The organism is Staphylococcus sp. IVB6214, assembly GCF_025558585.1.
Taxonomy (GTDB): Bacteria; Bacillota; Bacilli; order Staphylococcales; family Staphylococcaceae; genus Staphylococcus.
In genome coordinates this window covers 2110132-2129187 of sequence record NZ_CP094723.1, presented here as the reverse complement: position 1 = coordinate 2129187, position 19056 = coordinate 2110132, and the positions used below count along the sequence as shown (strand labels likewise).

Annotated in this window: 18 protein-coding genes; 14 read left to right on the top strand and 4 right to left on the bottom strand. The window is 36.0% G+C overall.

The window, feature by feature from the left end; genetic code table 11:
- The first annotated feature begins 2 nt into the window (after nt 1-2).
- From MUA51_RS10455 to MUA51_RS10440, 4 genes are all read left to right on the top strand, one after another.
- The gene (locus tag MUA51_RS10455) at nt 3-347 is read left to right on the top strand and encodes a pathogenicity island protein (protein WP_262559799.1); all 345 of its coding nucleotides are present in this window, start codon (nt 3-5) and stop codon (nt 345-347) included.
- A complete protein-coding gene (locus MUA51_RS10450) occupies nt 344-814 on the top strand; it encodes a terminase small subunit (RefSeq protein ID WP_262559797.1) in 471 nt (156 codons plus the stop codon). The genes MUA51_RS10455 and MUA51_RS10450 overlap by 4 nt, the downstream gene beginning before the upstream one ends.
- A 679-nt stretch (nt 815-1493) precedes the next feature.
- Nucleotides 1494-2513 carry a DUF418 domain-containing protein gene (locus MUA51_RS10445; protein ID WP_262559796.1) on the top strand — a complete coding sequence of 340 codons (1020 nt, stop codon included), beginning with the start codon at nt 1494-1496 and terminating at the stop codon, nt 2511-2513.
- Nucleotides 2514-3352: 839 nt separating this feature from the next.
- Nucleotides 3353-4372: an Abi family protein gene (locus MUA51_RS10440; RefSeq protein WP_262559795.1), complete on the top strand. Its 1020-nt coding sequence runs from the start codon at nt 3353-3355 to the stop codon at nt 4370-4372.
- A gap of 253 nt (nt 4373-4625) precedes the next feature.
- Here the strand turns inward: MUA51_RS10440 and MUA51_RS10435 are convergent, their stop codons facing one another.
- The gene (locus tag MUA51_RS10435) at nt 4626-5303 is read right to left on the bottom strand and encodes an NYN domain-containing protein (protein WP_262559794.1); all 678 of its coding nucleotides are present in this window, start codon (nt 5301-5303) and stop codon (nt 4626-4628) included.
- Nucleotides 5304-5809: 506 nt separating this feature from the next.
- Here MUA51_RS10435 and MUA51_RS10430 point away from each other — a divergent pair.
- Nucleotides 5810-7411, top strand: coding sequence for a trypsin-like serine protease (locus MUA51_RS10430; protein ID WP_262559793.1), 1602 nt, complete (start codon nt 5810-5812; stop codon nt 7409-7411).
- A 234-nt stretch (nt 7412-7645) separates the two neighbouring features.
- Entirely contained in the window at nt 7646-8464 is an 819-nt protein-coding gene (locus MUA51_RS10425) for an alpha/beta hydrolase (protein WP_262559790.1), read from the top strand.
- A gap of 157 nt (nt 8465-8621) precedes the next feature.
- Here the strand turns inward: MUA51_RS10425 and MUA51_RS10420 are convergent, their stop codons facing one another.
- On the bottom strand, nt 8622-8975 hold the full coding sequence (locus MUA51_RS10420) for a cyclophilin-like fold protein (RefSeq protein WP_262559789.1): 354 nt from the start codon (nt 8973-8975) through the stop codon (nt 8622-8624).
- A gap of 261 nt (nt 8976-9236) precedes the next feature.
- Between MUA51_RS10420 and MUA51_RS10415 the strand changes: the two genes are divergently transcribed.
- The 3 genes from MUA51_RS10415 (at nt 9237) to MUA51_RS10405 (ending at nt 11706) form a co-directional block, all read left to right on the top strand.
- Entirely contained in the window at nt 9237-9422 is a 186-nt protein-coding gene (locus tag MUA51_RS10415; RefSeq protein ID WP_262559788.1) for a hypothetical protein, read from the top strand.
- A 93-nt stretch (nt 9423-9515) separates the two neighbouring features.
- A complete protein-coding gene (locus tag MUA51_RS10410) occupies nt 9516-9977 on the top strand; it encodes a 2-thiouracil desulfurase family protein (protein ID WP_262559787.1) in 462 nt (153 codons plus the stop codon).
- A gap of 160 nt (nt 9978-10137) precedes the next feature.
- Nucleotides 10138-11706 (top strand): IS1182 family transposase, encoded by a 1569-nt coding sequence (locus tag MUA51_RS10405; protein ID WP_262559755.1) that lies wholly within the window; start codon nt 10138-10140, stop codon nt 11704-11706.
- 109 nt (nt 11707-11815) lie between these two features.
- Here MUA51_RS10405 and MUA51_RS10400 read toward each other — a convergent pair whose 3' ends face one another.
- A complete protein-coding gene (locus tag MUA51_RS10400; protein WP_262559786.1) occupies nt 11816-12676 on the bottom strand; it encodes an oxidoreductase in 861 nt (286 codons plus the stop codon).
- A gap of 130 nt (nt 12677-12806) precedes the next feature.
- Here MUA51_RS10400 and panB point away from each other — a divergent pair, with 130 nt between their 5' ends.
- From panB to MUA51_RS10375, 5 genes are all read left to right on the top strand, one after another.
- Entirely contained in the window at nt 12807-13619 is an 813-nt protein-coding gene (gene panB / locus MUA51_RS10395; RefSeq protein WP_262559784.1) for a 3-methyl-2-oxobutanoate hydroxymethyltransferase, read from the top strand.
- Between the two features lie 2 nt (nt 13620-13621).
- Nucleotides 13622-14467 carry a pantoate--beta-alanine ligase gene (panC, locus tag MUA51_RS10390; protein WP_262559782.1) on the top strand — a complete coding sequence of 282 codons (846 nt, stop codon included), beginning with the start codon at nt 13622-13624 and terminating at the stop codon, nt 14465-14467.
- Nucleotides 14468-14534: 67 nt separating this feature from the next.
- Nucleotides 14535-15149 (top strand): LysE/ArgO family amino acid transporter, encoded by a 615-nt coding sequence (locus MUA51_RS10385; RefSeq protein WP_262559781.1) that lies wholly within the window; start codon nt 14535-14537, stop codon nt 15147-15149.
- Between the two features lie 188 nt (nt 15150-15337).
- A complete protein-coding gene (gene ppdK / locus MUA51_RS10380; protein ID WP_262559780.1) occupies nt 15338-17965 on the top strand; it encodes a pyruvate, phosphate dikinase in 2628 nt (875 codons plus the stop codon).
- On the top strand, nt 17962-18774 hold the full coding sequence (locus MUA51_RS10375; RefSeq protein ID WP_481906535.1) for a pyruvate, water dikinase regulatory protein: 813 nt from the start codon (nt 17962-17964) through the stop codon (nt 18772-18774). The genes ppdK and MUA51_RS10375 overlap by 4 nt, the downstream gene beginning before the upstream one ends.
- 68 nt (nt 18775-18842) lie before the next feature.
- On the opposite strand, the gene MUA51_RS10370 is transcribed toward MUA51_RS10375, so the two are convergent.
- On the bottom strand, nt 18843-19034 hold the full coding sequence (locus tag MUA51_RS10370) for a hypothetical protein (RefSeq protein WP_262559779.1): 192 nt from the start codon (nt 19032-19034) through the stop codon (nt 18843-18845).
- Nucleotides 19035-19056 lie beyond the last annotated feature (22 nt).

Genomic DNA, 19056 nt, shown 5'->3' with positions numbered 1-19056 from the left:
CAATGGATAAGCAGCATATAAAAGATTTCATATATCGCTATCATAAGCAAATTGATAATGATGACACACTAAAAGATGATGATTTCAACACTGATGACTTCTTTAGCATTGGTCATACCGACATAAATAACTGGATAGAAACTGATAATGTAGATGATCACATTCTAAAGAATCACTTAGAGATGTTAGTTGACCAAGTGGCCACAGATAAAGAATTCTATATCTTCGATGCTTTATTACATGGGGATAGTTACAAAGATATTAGTCAAGTTTTAGAATGTTCCACAGAATCAGTCAGACAATGGTTTGGGAAATTATTAGATAAAATAATGGAGGTGATAGAATGAGTGAATTAACGCCTAGACAAGTCCGTTTTGTGAATGAGTATATTAAGACGCTAAACATCACGCAAAGCGCTATAAAAGCAGGCTATGCGCCAAATTCAGCACATGTAACAGGAAGTAGATTGTTGCGTAATGAAAAGGTTGATGAATATATCAAAAGTCAACAGGATAAAGTAATGGACGACAGTATTTTAACGGCCAAAGAGCTATTACATCTGTTAACCAATGCAGCAGTCGGTGATGAGACTGAAACAAAAGAAGTGGTGGTAAAGCGAAGTTCATTTGAAAAGAACCCAGACACTGGACGTATGAACCTTGTCTACAATGAACATGTGGAACTTGTAGAAGTTCCAATTAAGCCAAGTGATCGCTTAAAAGCAAGAGATATGTTAGGGAAGTACCACAGCTTGTTTACAGATAAATTAGATGTGAGTCTTGTGACGCCAGAATTTGTTGATGATATTCAGTAGATGATTAATGCAAAACCACTGCCTTTAATTAGGCGGTGTTTTCGTTTGTATTTTTATTAATTTTAAAATATACTGTGAAAAGTATCTCGTTTTAGATATTATACTTAAATCTTTAGGCGACTATAAATAGTCGCTCTTTTATTTAATTCAAAAGGTAACTGACTTTTTTTAGTAGTGTATGTTTTAAGCTTATTAGGAATTTCTGTTAATTGTCTAAATAAATTGTATTTTCTCAAAGAGTAGTTCCCCTTGCAGCTACTCTCTTTTTATGGTAAGTTATTTACACGATTATTTGTCGTAGAGGACAATGATTAACTAACAGACTAACCTTAATGGTTGGCCTTTTTTTTATGATATTAATAAACGATGTTATTTAATTGAGACGTTTAATCGTGTACTGTATTTTTCTAACTAATAGCTACTTCGTTTATTAAGTTGGGAAAATATATTTAGTATAGACACGTTTAGTATAAAGGTTTAATAGGTGTTTAATATTAGTTATTTATTCAGTATCTATTTATACTTCAAAAGACGGTCTTATTTGGTCGCTTTTTATATAGAAATCACGAAACAAAAGAGGAATTAGATATAAAATTAATATGGAATAGTTCTATGGACCTATTAACATTCAAATAAACCTCAGATAAAATTACATCTAGAGTTCTTAGGAGGTTATTATATGGTAAATAAAAGGATTGAATTGCTAGATTACTTAAGAGGCTTTGCTTTATTAGGAATTATATTGGTTAATGTAGCAGGAATTAAATTAGTAGATTTAAAAATGCCTATAGATGGTTTTGACGCTATGTATGCAAGTTTTTTGAGTATATTTATAGAAAGCAAATTTTTTGCAATATTCTCTACGCTTTTTGGTATAGGGTTTTACATATTTATGGAAAGAGCTGCCTATAAACCTCAAAATAAATATTTATTGTATATAAGAAGATTATTAATTTTATACGTATTTGGTTTTATACATATGCAACTACAACCAGGAGAAGCATTAAATGTTTACGCTATTGTAGGGCTGGTATTATTAATATTTTTCCATTTAAAAAAGGAAATAAATTTAATTATAGGTATTTTATTATTAATAGCAATTACAATTTTGGATGTAAAAATAATATTGGTATTACCTTATTTTATTATTGGATTAGCCATAGGCCAGTATCGATTGCCTGAAAAGTTAAATCAAAACTTTAACTTATGGCGTATAGCTTGGTGCATATCAGCAGTATTTGCTTTAATTAGTTTTATTTTATTATTTTCGTTTTACAGTTATCCAAATTACATTGTTGCTGAAAAAGCCGGGGTTTATGGAGAAACTTACGTTCAAGGAAGAATACTGTTTGATCATTTAATAACATTAACGTCCCCTTTCATATCCTTGTTTTATGTCCTAACAATCGTTGTAATAACGCAGACAAAATTTGGTTTTAAATGCTTATCTCCTTTAAAATTCTATGGCAGATTAGCTTTGACGAACTACATTTTTCAAACGCTACTTATATTATTTTACACACAATGTATTTTTAAAGCAGAAATATCAATGACCCACAGCTTAATTATGTGTTTAGTGATCTATGTTATTCAAATTTTCTTCAGTGTAATGTGGTTCAAATACTTTACATATGGCCCACTAGAGTATATATGGAGAATGGGAACTTATTTAAAATTCATAAAATTAAAAAGAACATAGTGTACAGTTCCAGGGAAATAATTGCCTATTGTAAAGGGAATTTTAATATGGAAAGCAGTAGAAACTAGTCACGTTTAATATAATATAAAAATCATCACGCGTTACAGGTTTTGAATACGTATTTGAATACGTTAATTATGAAGTGATGTTAATTGATGAGAAGTATTAAGCTATAAAAACACTGTAATATCAATGGTTATAAGTAGATAAAAACTAACGAAAAACACTCATTTCATCGAGTGGGAATAAGCTTGAATAATAAGATAGATTCAGAAGATTGGTTTTATAGTAAGTTGCAAGGTGAAAAGGGGCATAAAAGGGTATAGCAATCCTTTTGTGTCCCACCCCGGCAAGGGTGACTAGAAGTGAAAAAAGTTTGTAAAAACACATTTTCACTTCAGACACCTACTGCCATTACACTTATTTCTACATCTTAAAAACAGGAACTGAGACATAGTGCTCAGCTCCTGTTTTATTTATAATATATAATTTTCTATGGATACTTCAAAATTTAAAAAAATTTTATGATGTATATTGTTATTTTATGACAAAGAGATTATTGGATAAAGGGAGAAGTGTGAGCAGTATATCTGCTAGCGCTCCTTAGAATGTTGCTGCTTATTTGATTGATGTAAATGATCTTATTATTGTTTTACAAGAGTGGTAAAAGATTTTGAGAGTATTATAAAATTTTCTCTTTATGATTACAAAGACACAATATATAGTATTCTAGAAAAGGGTTTAGGTATGAATTTAGATATGGTATATTATAAATAGTGATTCAGCCTAGCCAGATACGTCTGGCAGGCGTTTTTTTTTACAAAGGGGTGGTAATAAAAGTGTCAGAGAAGATTTATAAAACGGATGAAGAGCGAATTGAAATCTTAAAAGAGAGAAATATGACTATTAACAAGGAGTCATCAATACATAGAGAAGTAATTAGTAATTATAATTATTATAATGTTGTCAATGCTTATAAAGATCTTTTCTTAGAGAAGGGTACTCAAAGTGAGCGATACATTAGCGGAACAACTCCAGATCAATTGCTGGCAATTTACAAATTTGATGAAGCGTTAAGGATAACTTTACTGCGATATTTATTGAAAATTGAAGAGAAAGTGAAACATTGCATTACGCAATCATTTTTTTCTCATTTTCTTAACGATGAAAATTTGGCACAAAGTGAAAAAGACACTTTACATAAAGATTCATCTTATATAAATAAAAAATATTATGATACATCAAATTCTAAAAAAGAAGACACTTTTTCTAGATTTCAAGAAATAGCTTACAATCAAATTAATTCTCAATATAAAAAGGATAATTCTTCTATAAAAAAATATAAAGATGAGCACGGATATATTCCGATGTGGGTATTGTTTAATATTTTAATGTTTGGTAATATAAGTAAATTTTTTACTATTTTAAACAAAGACATTAAAGTTAAAGTCATGAAACTTATGGGCATAAAATGGGGTTTTCAAGTCGAACAAGAAACTATTGAACAATTTGAATCGACATTAGAAATTCTAACTTTAGCTAGAAATGTATGTGCACACAATGAAAGGTTGTATTGTTTTAAACATAATATTCCCCTAAAAGATAGATATTTGTCCTTTAAAAAGGCATTACCCTCACCGGAAGAAAGCGATTTTAATGCAAAAGCAAATATGAAATTTAGTATTTATTCTGTAATATTTTTAATAAGTAAATTCATTGAAAAGACTGAAAATCAAGCTATGCTAGATGAGATTAATAGAGAAGTTGAAAAATTAGAAGAAAGTTTATCAGCGATTGATATATATGAAGTCCTTGGATATATGAAAATGCCTAATAATTGGGAAAAGAAGCTGAGTTAATTTTTTTAATAGAAAATCAAGTGTTATAAAGTATTATGAGAAAGATTACATATCATCAAACGGAAGTAGTTTTTAACAGATAAAATAAGACCTTGCAACCAATAAGGGTGTGCAAGGTCTTTTCGTTTGGTGGAAGTAGGTATTTGTACGTCTGTATAGATAAGTGAGTAGGTAAATAAATGCACTCTGCAGATATGCACCACTATTGTGTGCAATATATACTATAAATAATGAATAAAACTCCATTATAGGGTTATAGTGTAGTTTGTTTTAAGTATTTTTTATCACAAGTTTTGCGACCATCAATATGGAGTGAAAGGTTATCTTTAATATTTGCCCCTAAAGAATCTAGTACGAAATCGATTCCTTCTATACGTGCTAACTTAGCAGCAGGAACAAAGTCGCTATCACCAGAGATCAATACAATTTTATCAACTTGTTTTTTATAAGCTAAGGAAGCAATATCTAAGCCGATTTTCATATCGACACCTTTCTGTGCGAGGCAAAGGGTAAAATCATTTTCACATAATTGATCTAAGTTCTTAGTCTTATTCATTAGTTTTTTGGTAGTTGAATGTTTAAGATTGTAATATACAGTGGTCTCATTTAATTCGCCTAACCTTAAAGCAACTTTACGTTTTTTTGAGAGCTCTTTAAAAAAATCTTCTGTCCATTGTTTGGTTTCACTTTTACTAAAATCTTGATTTTTCCCAAATAAAGGATGAAAAACTTGCTTGTTTATAGGAGGGCAGTCGTAGTAAAAAATTTTATACAACTCATTATATGTTGTTGAACCATAATTATCCTCTTTTAAATGCCTATTACAATAGCTATATAATTCATTTGCACGTTCTCTAGCTGTTAATTTTCCAAATACATTTGTACTTCTTTTACGATAATAACCACCATCTACCAATATCGCTGTTTTCATTTGAAAGTAATGCCTCCTCAATTTATGGAGACACAAAAAAACCCATGATTTTGTCTATCCCCTTATGGTGGGGCGACTACTCTCATAGGTGAGTTAACTGAATTTATAAAGAAATAATATCACCTATTAATATGAGAGTCAACAACTTATTTTTAATACGATTCTAATATAGAAGAGCATAGAACAACATTTGATTGTTGTAACATAAGTTGTTATCAAGGTTTTAAGTGCCCAAATTACTATGTACACAATATAATATCAAAGCAAACTTAAATACGCTACAAGCAGAAATGATTTTTACTGAGATCTGCTTCGATATTTGAGGGTTTTAATTATAGTAAAATATTTTAGGAAAGTATTATTTCTGAAACACATTATATTATTTTCAAATCTTATTTGGTAAGTATTTCAGTGATCACACAAAATTTAGCCTAACCTAACAAATAAGTTGATTATTTATAAAAATAAGGATATACTACATGAGAAATAGAGAAAGGAGAATAGTAATGCGTAAATTAAATTACATAAAGATTCCACTTGTTTTAACAGGTTTATATTTTGTATACCCGACACAAGTAGCACATGCCAATGAAGTGGTAGAAACACCACAACAAAACACGACGCTTCATGAATATAGTCAAATATCACAAGGGAAGCAAGCAGAAAGTGAAGCGGCAACAAAACCAGATGATCAAACATCTTACACTGATGAAACACAACCATCATCAATAGCAAACAAACAACAAGCGACTGCAGATACATATGAAGCACAAGCGGTTGAAGAAGATGATTCAGAAGATGCTGATGAGACTGAAGAAAGCACAGATGAACCGGAAGAGAACTTTACATATGATACGTCAAAAGACCCGAACTTTGATGCAGATGGTGATCTGATTGATAAGCGTCGAAAGTTGACGGGAGATGAGGTCAAGCATGATACAGCCCTCGTACATACGGATAATGCAAATTATACGGGGCAAATAGAAAGCCTTAAAGGTGGCGATGGGACTGGTGCTGTTATCGGCAAAAATTTAGTGTTAACCGCTGGACATGTGCTGTATAACAATAATACACCACGAGATTATATGACAGGTGGTTATGTGATACCAGGTAAAGACGGTGATAAAGAACCTTATGGTCGATTTAAAATTAAGGCCATGCATGTACCTGAACAATATGAAGAAACGCCTTGGCGCAAGTATGATATGGGTATTATTGAGTTGGAGCCGAATGAAAAAGGGCAATCCATTGGTGATTTAATTCCACCCTATCGTATTAAACAATTCGATCGAAGCATGATTGGACAAAAAGTATACAGTCAAGGCTACCCAGCAGACAAAAATCCTGTAACACAAAATCAATGGCATGCAGATGGGAAAATTATTCAAGTTCAAGAACAAGGGACGATTGAATATTCGATGCATAATTCAGAAGGGCAATCGGGAGGACCGGTGTTATTAGATAAGACACGTGAGATCATTGCGGTACATACGTATGGTACACGTGGAAATGAGTATGGCACGTTAGGAACGCCGATTACGTCTGAACTGTATGATTGGATTACAAGCTTTATAGAGAAAGAGCCGCAAAGTAAGCCAGAAGAAGCGACGCCACAAGATGGTGCGTCTGAGACGGTGAATCCCGCTCCAGAGCAAGATGAAACACAATCATCTGAAGTACAAGATGAGTCATCAGAGATGGAAAATTCATCTAAAAAAGATATGCGTACGAATGATGACAAAGTACTGAAAGATAAGCCAGAAGAAAATCATGTTGAGCAGTCTGTAATGTCGCCTGTTTCTTCTCATACTGGGCATAGAGTATCTGAGACGCCTATTAATGTTGCGAACTCTGATGTGAAGCCAGTGACAACTGGTATGACACCACAGTTTAATCCTGTTTCTGTGCAAGCAGTACATGTATCAAATATGGAAAATTCACAAGACACAGCAGTGGCTGATAATATGAAACATCAAGGTCAAACGATGAAAAAACAGTTACCACAAACGGGTGAGATGCATACGAACCGCTCTTTCATAGCTGGATTTTTCTTAACGGTTCTAGGTGTGATGTTATTAAGATTTAGAAGAAAAGTGAAAGGCTTATAAGATATCAAAGCTAGAAGTTCTGAAAAGGGATTTCTAGCTTTTTATTGAATGCGCATATCATATTAAAATCATAACCGATCAATGTGTATTTCAATGGCTAAAGAACAAAGATGAATATTCTTTATTTGTGTGAATGATATAAATTTGAAGATACAAGAGATGTGAAGTGACAAATGATGAAATATTCATTATATTAAATGAAAGCGATACAATATTAATTGAGGGGTGGATATGATGAACTACATCAAACATGTAACTTCTGAAGATGGCACGATGATTCATATGAAAGTGAACGATATTGTTGGAGAATCGGCTAAAGCGAACGTCATTATTGTACATGGATTGGCAGAATCATTAGAACGCTATGATGAGATTACGAACTATTTGAATGCGAATCAGTTCAATGTTATTCGTTACGATCAACGTGGTCACGGTCATTCGGGTGACCAACAAACATTTTATAGTCGCATTGATGAGATTATAGAAGACTTATCAGCGGTTGTAGAGTATGTGAAGCAAACATTCGAAGGAAAAGTATACTTGTTAGGGCACAGTATGGGTGGATATACGGTAACACTGTTTGGAACGAAACACCCGAATACGGTTGATGGTATTATTACTTCTGGAGCGTTGACACGTTATCAGTTAGAGTTGTTTGGGTATCCGGATCGCAATATTCCACCTGAAACATATGTGAATAACGAGTTAGGTCAAGGTGTCTGTTCTGATCCAGATGTTATGAAGAAATATGAGCTGGATGATTTGAATGCGAAACGAATTTCGATGGGATTGATTTTTACACTCTTAGATGGTGTTGAATATTTGAAAGCAAATGCTGAAAAGTTCATCGATAATGTTTTAATTTTGCATGGTAAAGAAGACGGGCTTGTAAGTTATAAAGACTCATTACAACTATTCGATGAAATCGGATCTGAACATAAATCGATTCATATATACGATGGCTTACAACATGAAATATTAAACGAAAGTTCATACAATCAAAATATTTTTGCGGAGATTGTTGCTTGGTTAGAAAATGAATTAAAACGATAAAATTTGTCATACACATAAAAGCGTTGAGTCATAATAAATTTGTACTCTAGGAAAGTAATATACGGTGGCCCAAAAGCTGGATTTTTGGCAGAACCGACACGATTTCAGCAAAATTTTAAAAGCTATTTTGCACATCGTTTGGTTCTGCCTCTTTTTCTTATATGTCTTTGTTAATTGTGATTGTGACATCGCCATGCCCTAAAGTTTCACGAAGGCCTGTGTTATCTAACAAACGCCCTAATCTTGTATAGGTGTAAGGTGTTGAAAAGTCTTCGTAAAATAGGACAAGTGTATCTGAGCCATATAGCATCAAGTCTCCAGATTGAATGGTTTGTATGGCTTCTTGTTGTGTAGGAAATAATGTATCGAACGTATAGTATTTTTCGTTGTGATGCAAGTCTGTCATTGAAATCGTGATTGGTAAGTTCTCTAAAAGCTTTTGTGTTGTCGGATTGTGATCAAGTGCTGCATGAAATGTTTTGTCTCCAACTGTCAGTGAAATACGTGTCATCGTTTGTCGTCTCTTTCTTTATGATGTTGATAAGTTAATTTTAAGATTTGTAAAGGGATGGCTCAAAGAATATGACTCGAATTGAAACAGAAGTGTTCAAAAAAGCATTTTAGTATGTTAGAGTAAGCGGTGGACTAAAGAAAGAGACGTATCAACAAAGAATAACCCCAACATTTTTCGATACGTTCTATTACATTGACGTGTAAACGCCTAAGAGACAGAATGGGCGTTTTTCATTTTGTATCAGGAGGGAAGGAAGACATGATGAAGATGTTGATCACTTTTTTAGTGACATCATTGTTGAGTTTTGCAGGGTTTTCGATTGCAGGTTTTGTAGCGAGCAATGTCGAATGGGCACATATTACAGCGATATCATTGCTTGTCGGTTTATTGATTGCTTGGACTTTCAATCCGATTGCGCCATTTAACTTCAAAAAACAATACTAGCACTGACTTGGTCATCCATTATTTGGGTGACCTTTTTCTATGGTGGGGTATATGCTACCATGAAAGGAAATGGATGAGAATGGAAGTGATGGCATGATTGGGATAAGTGCGTGTTTAATTGGAGAAGCGGTTCGTTATGATGGCGGTCATAAGCAACAAGATGCATTGAAGCAGTTGATCGACCGTGGAGAAGCGATTGCAATTTGTCCAGAAGTACTTGGCGGGTTGTCCGTCCCACGCGAACCCTCGGAAATGATTAATGGGGATGGGTTGTCTGTATGGAAAGGACATCGCGAAGTGCGAACACAATCGGGGAGAGATGTAACGCAAGCTTTTAAACTTGGTGCACAGGAAGCACTCCAAATATTACAACAATATCATATTGATACAGTGATTCTGAAAGACGGTAGTCCGTCTTGTGGCAGTACGGAAGTATACGATGGCCAATTCAATGGCACAAAAATACAAGGTGTTGGTGTGACAACTGCTTTGTTTCAACAACATGGTATCCATGTTTATAATGAACACAATTGGTACACGATGTTTTTAAAATAAAAGGGGCTGGGACATAATTCCCAGCTCTTTTACAAAAAAGGTCTAATTTGGTGTCGAAAAACACTAAATTAGACCTTTTTTATAGATATCATTTAAAAAAATAAAACACTTCCCGTATAATTGTTAATAACCACAAAAACAATGAAAGGAAGTGCCTTATATGTATAAAGAGTATAACATTTCTCAGCTTAGTCTGCCAATTGAAACTGAAATTTCTTTTCCCGAGAGTGATATTGCCCTCATTATTAATAAACTTGTAGAATCTATTCCCCAAGAAACTTTTAATCAATATTACAACCATAGAGGTCCTTCATCTTATCATCCTAAAATGATGTTAAAAATCGTTTTATACAGCTATACACAGTCTGTCTTTTCTGGTAGAAAAATGGAATTTCTACTTAAAGATAGTTGTCGTATGATGTGGTTAGCTCAAGGACAAGTCCCTTCATATCGTACAATCAATCGCTTTAGAGTTAATCCACACATGATAGATTTTATACAAGTTCTATTTGTGGGTCTTAGAGCGCAATTATTAGAAGACAAAGTGATTACAGAAGACGCCCTTTATATAGATGGAACGAAGATAGAGGCTAATGCCAATAAATATACTTTTCAATGGCTAGGTAGCACTAAGCATTTTAGTAAAGGGGTTATTGAAAAATCCAATGCGGTGTATAAACAGTTAATTTCAGAGAAGATCATACCTGAAATTAAGAGAGAATCTTCTGATGAACTAACGAAAGAAGAATTAAATCGTATTGAGATGCATTTAGATGATAAAAATGAAACGCTCACTTCTAAAATTGAAGCATCTCAAAGTGTAGAAATAAGAAAGACATTAAGAAAACAAAGAAGTAAAGTTAGAAAATATAAAAAAGCAATCAAAGATTTTAAAGATCGTAAAATAAAATATGATGAGCAGATGGAAATTTATGGTGACAGAAAAAGCTATTCTAAAACAGATCATGATGCGACCTTTATGAGAATGAAAGATGATCATATGAAGAATGGACAATTAAAGCCTGGCTATAATCTGCAGATTGCGACGAACAATCAGTTCATTTTGGCATTTGGTGTGTATAGTAATCCGGGTGATACGCGAACACTTCCTTCTTTTTTAAAATCAATCAAAGAATTATACGGTGACATTCCAGAGTACATTGTAGCTGATGCGGGATATGGTAGCGAACAAAACTATACGATGATTCTTGATGAATTCGAGAAAACACTACTCATCACATATAGTATGTATTTAAAAGAGAAGAAAAGAAAATATAAAAATAATCCATTCATAACAGCTAATTGGAAATATAATGAAATAGATGACTATTATGTATGTCCGAATAACAAAGAATTGCATTTCAAAAGTTATAGAAAAAGAAGAGACGGATATGGTTATCAGAGAGATTTCAAATTATATAAATGTGAAGATTGTGTTGGATGTCCTTTACGAAATGAATGTATGAATTACAGAACCAACCCAACTACAACAAAAAGCTTATATAAAAATCCAACTTGGGATTATTTTAAAGCATTCACAAATAAGCAGCTTTCAGATCCAAAAACGAAAGGCATCTACAAAAAACGAAAAATAGATGTCGAATCAGCATTTGGAAATCTGAAGGCTAATTTGGGTTTCCAAAGGTTATCAGTTCGCACTCAATCAAAGGTTGAATGCGAATTAGGAATCGCACTTATGGCAGTAAACATCAGAAAACTAGCCAGATAAGTGCTAGTTTTTTAGTAAATAATAAGAAAAAAGCCGTTAAAATCTTAAAAAAGAATTTTAACGGCTTTTTTTGAAGGGAAATTGAGCGCCTATGTCTCAGCCCCCTTGCTTATGGTGTTATGGTATCTAATTGTTTTAAGTTATGATAAGCGCGCTCAAGTACAGGAGTGTGAAGTTTGTGAAGTTGTGACTGACGATAAATATAGCCTTGTATCGCCTCCACTTCTAAAGGTTGTTTATTTTTTACATCATAGTACATACTTGTTCCCATCTCATCCGGGTACCCAGTGTATATCTGCATAATATCCGCTACGGTCGTTTCTGGGAATGTTACGCCGCATGCTTTCGCAACGCTAAGCCCTTCTAGAAGAAGTTGACGGCACAACTTATAGATGTCTGGATGCTTGAGTATACGAGCGGTATCTTGTGTAAGTGCCGTCACTGTATTAATGCCTAAATTGACGAGTAACTTATACCAAATTGTATGTTCTATATCATCTTCAAGTACAAGTTCTAACTTGGTGTGTACCAGTTGTTGTGCAAGTTGTTCAGTACATGTGTCATGTTGAACATGGATACGTCGGTCTCGAAAATGCGTGACGTGTTGCCCTTTCTTTTCACCGCTGATATAAACGACACCTTGGTATGCATGGTAGTGTGTTAAAGAATCAAGTTGTCCATATCCATTCTGCGCTAAGATGATACGTGTGTTTGTGTGTGTGATGCGTGATAAATGTGGTGTCACAGTTGCGAGCTGATGCGTTTTTACTGCGATAAAAATGACATCAAAAATTGCTTGATGTGTGTCAAGTGCGTGTACATTAACTGTTGTTTCCATTTGTGTTTCTCGGTCATGGTAAATACGAATGTCTGGTTGGCGTCCGAGCAATGTGACAGGCATGGCCGGTTGTAGCAACATGGCAATCGAAGTACCAACAGCGCCTGCTCCAATGACAGCAATATTTAACATGATATCGCCCCTTTAAGTGTATTTATGTTCACTATAAGGGGCGTTTAGTATAAAATCAAAGTTAATACAAATTAAATTTTGTAAGCGCTTATTTTAAGATAAAAACAATGGAAAATAAGAGGTGTCACAGTTGAAAAATTTAAGAGATTTACATCAAATGAAACAGGCAAGCGAAAAAATTTCAATGGTTACGGCGTACGATTACCCAAGTGCAAAGCAGGTAGAAGCGGCAGAGATTGATATGATTCTGGTTGGTGACTCGCTAGGCATGACAGTACTCGGTTATGAGAGTACCGTCGATGTCACACTTGAAGATATGTTGCATCATGCGAAGGCGGTCAGACGTGGCGCACCAGATACGTATGTTGTGGTTGATATGCCTTTTGGAACAGTAGGTATTGACTTGGCAACAGATCTGAAAAATGCGACAAAACTTTATCAACAAAGTGGAGCAAATGCAATCAAAGTAGAAGGCGGGCACTTAACAGCATTTATCGAACAGGCAACACATATTGGTCTACCAGTCGTTGCACACTTAGGATTGACGCCACAAAGCGTTGGTGTGATGGGGTATCGTATGCAAGGTGCGACGAAGGCGGCTGCAGAGAAGTTGATTGCGGATGCACAAGCAGTAGAACGTGCGGGTGCAGTGGTACTTGTACTTGAGGCGGTGCCGAGTGATCTTGCAGCGCATATCAGTGCACAGTTGGAGATTCCTGTTATTGGTATTGGCGCAGGGAATGGTACAGATGGACAAGTGCTTGTTTATCACGATATGTTAAATTATGGTGTAGAACGTACAGCAAAATTTGTTAAACAGTATGGAGACTTCTCTATCGGTATCGAAGCGTTAAAACAATATGATGTAGAAGTGAAAAATAGTACCTTTCCATCTGAACAATACACATATCAAAAACAAATTATGGATGAGGTGGACAAATAGCCATGACACAAGTCATCACTGAAGTTAAAGAAATGCAAGCGTTGATGAAAGCGCAAAAGCGTAAAGGGGTGCGCATTGGTTTTATTCCAACAATGGGTGCGCTACATGATGGACATTTATCAATGATGCGTCGTTCTGTGAAAAATAACGATGTAACAGTAGTCAGTGTTTTCGTAAACCCGTTACAGTTTGGACCTAACGAAGACTTTGATGCTTACCCAAGACAAATCGAGCAAGATGTTGCGGCGGTTGAAGCGGTGGGAGTGGATTATGTTTTTTATCCAAGTGTTGAAGAAATGTATCCTAATAAGTTAGGTATCAATTTGATGGTCGGACGTCTTGCGGAAGTCTTAGAAGGTGCACAACGACCAGGTCATTTTGACGGTGTAGTAACAGTCGTGAATAAGCTGTTCAATATTGTACAACCAGACTTTGCATATTTTGGAAAAAAAGATGCCCAGCAGTTAGCAATTGTTGAAAAAATGGTTGCTGATTTCAATCATAGTGTGAAAGTGATTGGTGCCGATATTGTTCGTGAAACAGATGGACTTGCGAAAAGTTCACGCAATGTCTATTTAACAGCAGATGAACGCCAAGAAGCATCACATCTTTATCAAAGTTTGTTGTTAGCGCAGGCACAATATGACGAAGGAGTGCGTGAAAGTGATCAACTTGTGGCTGTAATACGTGATCATTTGGAAGCAAATACATCTGGTCGTATTGAAGATGTCGCAGTATATCGTTATCCAGAGTTAGAACCTTGTGAAACGATCGAAGGCAGAGTCTTTATTTCATTGGCAGTGAAGTTTTCAAAAGCACGATTAATAGATAATATTATTATTGAATAATTGATTTTACACCTTAGAAGATGAATGTGTCTTTCTAGGGTGTCTTGTTTTTAGAGGGGGGATGGAGATGTTTCAAGCAACACTGCATGGATTATTACTGGCTTTAGGGTTGATATTACCTTTAGGTGCGCAAAATGTTTTTGTATTCAATCAAGGAGCCAATCATAAAAGCTTGAGAAGAGTTGCGCCAGTTGTTATCACAGCAGGATTATGTGACACGCTACTCATTTTATTAGCAGTTCTGGGTGTGTCTTTATTGTTAAATCAATATCCGTCCTTGCAACTTGCAATCTATATTGTAGGGCTTGTGTTCTTACTCTATATGGCATGGTCGTTATGGATGGAAAAACCAGTAGACGCAACCAATCAGCCATCTATGTCGGCACGCAAACAAATTGGGTTTGCATTATCAGTATCGTTATTAAACACGCATGCGACTATGGATACAATCTGTGTCATTGGCACGAGTGCGTCGGTCTATGGTGGCAGTGAGAAAGTGGCATTCACATGTGCGACAATTGCAGTGTCTTGGTTGTGGTTTGTCGGCTTGGCAATTATCGGTAAACAATTAGGACGTGTGGATGCATCTGGAAAATATATTGTGATACTCAACAAAATATCAAGCCTTATCATTTTAGCCGTCGCAGGCATTATTATAAAAAATATAGTGTCGTTGTTTTAAATGTGACATACAAATAGAAGATGTGATGCCTTTTTTTATTAAGAAGGGATGACATCTTTTTGTTGTCTATTAAATTTTGACAGAAATCATAACTTTTACATTGTTTTTATGTTTTTGATTGTCATTTTTGCATTAATATGCCATACTTTTTATTATTAGTATGACATATTAAACGATGAGGTGACAGTATGGCAAAATTAGTATACGCATTCGATGAAGGGCATAAGGACTTGAAAGATTTGTTAGGTGGTAAAGGCGCAAACTTATCTGAGATGAAGCGCTTAGGGTTGCCTGTTCCTGATGGTTTTACAATCACAACAGAAGCATGTATCGACTACCTGCAACGTGGTCAATCATTGTCAGATGAAGTAAAAGCACAATTGACAGAGCAGTTACAAGCATTTTCAGAACGCACTGGTAAAGCATTTTCTTCAGATGAACATCTATTACTTGTGTCTGTTCGTAGTGGTGCTAAAATATCGATGCCAGGTATGATGGATACAATCTTGAACTTAGGACTGAACGATGAGAATGTTGAAAAGTTAGCTGAAAAAACAAATGATGCACGATTTGCTTATGATTGCTACCGTCGTTTACTCCAAATGTTCGGAGAAGTTGTTTACAACATCCCAATGACGGCGTTTGATACATATTTTGATGGCTATAAAAAAACGCACGGCTATGTGAATGATGCGGATATTCCAGCAGATGGTTTGAAAGAGATCTGTAACCACTACAAAGAAGTCTATGTTGAGAATGTGTATAAGCCATTCCCACAAGAACCAATCGATCAATTGTTAGAAGCGGTTGAAGCGGTCTTCAAATCATGGGATAACGATCGTGCACGTGTTTATCGTGACTTGAACGATATTCCACATGATATCGGTACAGCCGTCAACGTACAAGAAATGGTGTTCGGTAACAGTGGTCCGAAGAGTGGGACAGGTGTTGCCTTTACACGTAACCCTGCTACTGGTGAAGCGAAGTTGTTCGGTGAATACTTGTTAAATGCGCAAGGCGAGGACGTTGTGGCCGGTATTCGTACGCCACAAGATATCGATACGTTAAAAGAACAATTGCCTGATGTTCATGCAGCATTTGTCAAAGTATCAGAACAGCTAGAAGCACATTACAAAGATATGCAGGATATCGAATTCACAATTGAAAATGAACATCTCTACATCTTACAGACACGTAATGGTAAGCGTACGGCGAAAGCTGCGATACAGATTGCGGTTGACCTTGTTGACGAAGGTGTGCTGACGAAAGAAGAAGCAGTGACGAAGGTGGATGTGAAGTCGATTGACACATTGTTACACCCAACATTCAAAGAAACAGCATTGGAAGCAGCAGAAGTGGTTTCTAAAGCAGGCTTACCGGCAAGTCCAGGTGCAGCAACAGGACGTGTTGTGTTCTCAGCTGATGATGCGAAGATACGTGCTGAACAAGGGGAGAAAGTTATCTTAATGCGTCCTGAAACGTCACCTGAAGACATTGAAGGGATGGTTGCTAGTGAAGCGATCGTGACGACACACGGTGGAATGACATCACACGCTGCCGTTGTTGCACGTGGTATGGGTAAATGCTGTGTGACAGGTTGCTCGGACTTAGAAATTGATACAGTCAACAAAACGGTAACATATGCTGGCGGAGTGATTCATGAACTGGATGAAGTATCTGTTGACGGTGCGAATGGTGACATCTACATCGGTGTCGTCGAAACAACAAGTGCGGAACATAGTGAAGCTTTCGATCAGTTTATGTCATGGGCAAAAGAAGTGGCACGCTTAGACGTTCGTATGAATGCTGAGACAAAACCAGATATCGAAGCAGGTTACCAATTCGATGCAGTGGGTATCGGACTGGTTCGTACAGAGCACATGTTCTTCGGGGCAGAGCGCCTTGTGGAAATGCGTCGATTCATTCTGTCGTCAGATCATGAAACACGTATTCAAGCGTTGAACAAGATTCGTGACTATCAAACAGAAGACTTTGAACAAATCTTCCGTTTATCTGGTGAACGTCCAACGATTGTTCGTTTATTAGACCCACCGTTGCACGAGTTTTTACCAAAAGCAGGCGACGAAGTACGCAATGTAGCACAACAACTTGATATTTCCGAACAACAGTTGAATAAACGTATTGCGGAGTTGCATGAAACAAACCCGATGTTAGGTCATCGTGGTTGTCGTTTAGCCATCACATATCCTGAATTGTATGTGATGCAAGCGGAAGCAATTATGGGCAGTGTGGCACGTTTGCAAGAAGAAGGTATTCATTGTAAACCAGAAATTATGATTCCACTTGTGTCAACAGTAGAAGAATTTAAATTATTGAAAGCACAAATTGTGGAATGTATCGACAAACTTGCGGAGGAAACAGGTCAATCACTCTCATACTTGATTGGTACAATGATTGAAACACCACGAGCATGTATGGTTGCAGGTGCATTAGCGGAAGAATGTGACTTCTTCAGCTTCGGTACAAATGACTTAACACAATTGACATACGGTTTCTCACGTGATGATGCAGGTAAGTTCATCAATGAGTATGTTACAAATCAAATCTTAACAGTGGATCCATTCCAAACAATTGATGAAGATGGTGTCGGTGCTTTGATTGATATTGCGGTTACTCAAGCGAAAGCAGTGAAACCAAGCATTAAGATTGGTGTTTGTGGCGAATTAGGTGGCGATCCAAAATCAATTGGCTACTTCAATCACTTAGCAATTGATTATGTTTCATGTTCACCATTCCGTGTGCCGGGTGCAATTCTTGCGACAGCACAGAGTGAGGCTGAGAGAGGAAGATCATAGTGAGCAAGAAACAAGTAACAATTTTTATTGTGTCCGATGCTTTAGGTGAGACGGCACAGCGTATGACTCAAGCAGTCATGGGACAATTTCCTAATCTTGATGAAGTGACAATTAAAAAATTTCCATTTATTAAAAGTGAAGAGGATTTGCGAACAATCTTGGCATTAGCCGTAGAAAGGGAAGCGATTGTTGTAACGACGATTGTTTCACGCAAATACAATGAAATGGCTAAGGCGTACACAGAAAAACATCATATTCAATACGTCGATTATATGACTGATTTTATGAATATGGTGCAAGAGAAGACGGGTGTGGAGCCAGTCTCTGAGACAGGCATGATTCATAAACTGGATGACGATTATTTTAAACGTATCGAAGCCATCGAGTACTCTGTAAAATATGATGATGGCAAGCATTTTACAGATATTGGCGAAGCGGATGCACTCATACTGGGGGTATCGCGTACGTCTAAAACACCACTCAGTATGTATTTGGCGAATAAAGGCTATAAGATTGCGAACATTCCGCTCGTTCCGGAAGTAGGTATTCCGGATGAAGTGTTTAAACAAAAAGACTTGAAAGTTTTCGGTTTAACAGCCAGTCCGCAATATATTATGAATATCCGTACAGAGCGTGTGAAAGTGCTTGGAATTTCAGGGAAAGCAACTTATAATGACTTGGCGCGTATTAAGAAAGAGTTGGCTTATGCGGAAGAAGTATTCGCAAAGCTTAATGCGACCGTTATTAATACAGAATACCGTTCAATTGAAGAGTCTGCTTTTTATATTGAGAAGTTTCTACAAAAATAATATCGTTGAAATAGAAAAACAGCATGTTTCCCAAAATAGGAGACATGCTGTTTTGTGTTGTAGTGAGACTACTTAACGCGTCTACTACGCTTGTCCGTTGTTGGTACTATGAAATAGACGACTGCGAACGTGACGATAGCGATAAATGTGACTGTGGCTGTGATCGCAGGGTTTAAGCTGAATAGTACAGAAGACAATGCGCAAAGTGTACTGATAACAATCGCAATAAGATAGATAAGTTCTTTTAGCTTCTCTGTCATCTTATGAATCACCTCTTTATTC

What these genes read in the sequence shown, in the direction of transcription:
- MUA51_RS10385 (WP_262559781.1), top strand. Translation starts at nt 14,535, where the DNA reads ATGTTTCAAGCAACACTGCATGGATTATTACTGGCTTTAGGGTTGATA.
- MUA51_RS10420 (WP_262559789.1), bottom strand. Translation starts at nt 8,975, where the DNA reads ATGACACGTATTTCACTGACAGTTGGAGACAAAACATTTCATGCAGCA.
- ppdK (WP_262559780.1), top strand. Translation starts at nt 15,338, where the DNA reads ATGGCAAAATTAGTATACGCATTCGATGAAGGGCATAAGGACTTGAAA.
- panC (WP_262559782.1), top strand. Translation starts at nt 13,622, where the DNA reads ATGACACAAGTCATCACTGAAGTTAAAGAAATGCAAGCGTTGATGAAA.
- MUA51_RS10415 (WP_262559788.1), top strand. Translation starts at nt 9,237, where the DNA reads ATGATGAAGATGTTGATCACTTTTTTAGTGACATCATTGTTGAGTTTT.
- MUA51_RS10400 (WP_262559786.1), bottom strand. Translation starts at nt 12,676, where the DNA reads ATGTTAAATATTGCTGTCATTGGAGCAGGCGCTGTTGGTACTTCGATT.
- MUA51_RS10410 (WP_262559787.1), top strand. Translation starts at nt 9,516, where the DNA reads ATGATTGGGATAAGTGCGTGTTTAATTGGAGAAGCGGTTCGTTATGAT.
- MUA51_RS10370 (WP_262559779.1), bottom strand. Translation starts at nt 19,034, where the DNA reads ATGACAGAGAAGCTAAAAGAACTTATCTATCTTATTGCGATTGTTATC.
- MUA51_RS10450 (WP_262559797.1), top strand. Translation starts at nt 344, where the DNA reads ATGAGTGAATTAACGCCTAGACAAGTCCGTTTTGTGAATGAGTATATT.
- MUA51_RS10405 (WP_262559755.1), top strand. Translation starts at nt 10,138, where the DNA reads ATGTATAAAGAGTATAACATTTCTCAGCTTAGTCTGCCAATTGAAACT.
- MUA51_RS10425 (WP_262559790.1), top strand. Translation starts at nt 7,646, where the DNA reads ATGAACTACATCAAACATGTAACTTCTGAAGATGGCACGATGATTCAT.
- MUA51_RS10430 (WP_262559793.1), top strand. Translation starts at nt 5,810, where the DNA reads ATGCGTAAATTAAATTACATAAAGATTCCACTTGTTTTAACAGGTTTA.
- MUA51_RS10435 (WP_262559794.1), bottom strand. Translation starts at nt 5,303, where the DNA reads ATGAAAACAGCGATATTGGTAGATGGTGGTTATTATCGTAAAAGAAGT.
- MUA51_RS10455 (WP_262559799.1), top strand. Translation starts at nt 3, where the DNA reads ATGGATAAGCAGCATATAAAAGATTTCATATATCGCTATCATAAGCAA.
- MUA51_RS10445 (WP_262559796.1), top strand. Translation starts at nt 1,494, where the DNA reads ATGGTAAATAAAAGGATTGAATTGCTAGATTACTTAAGAGGCTTTGCT.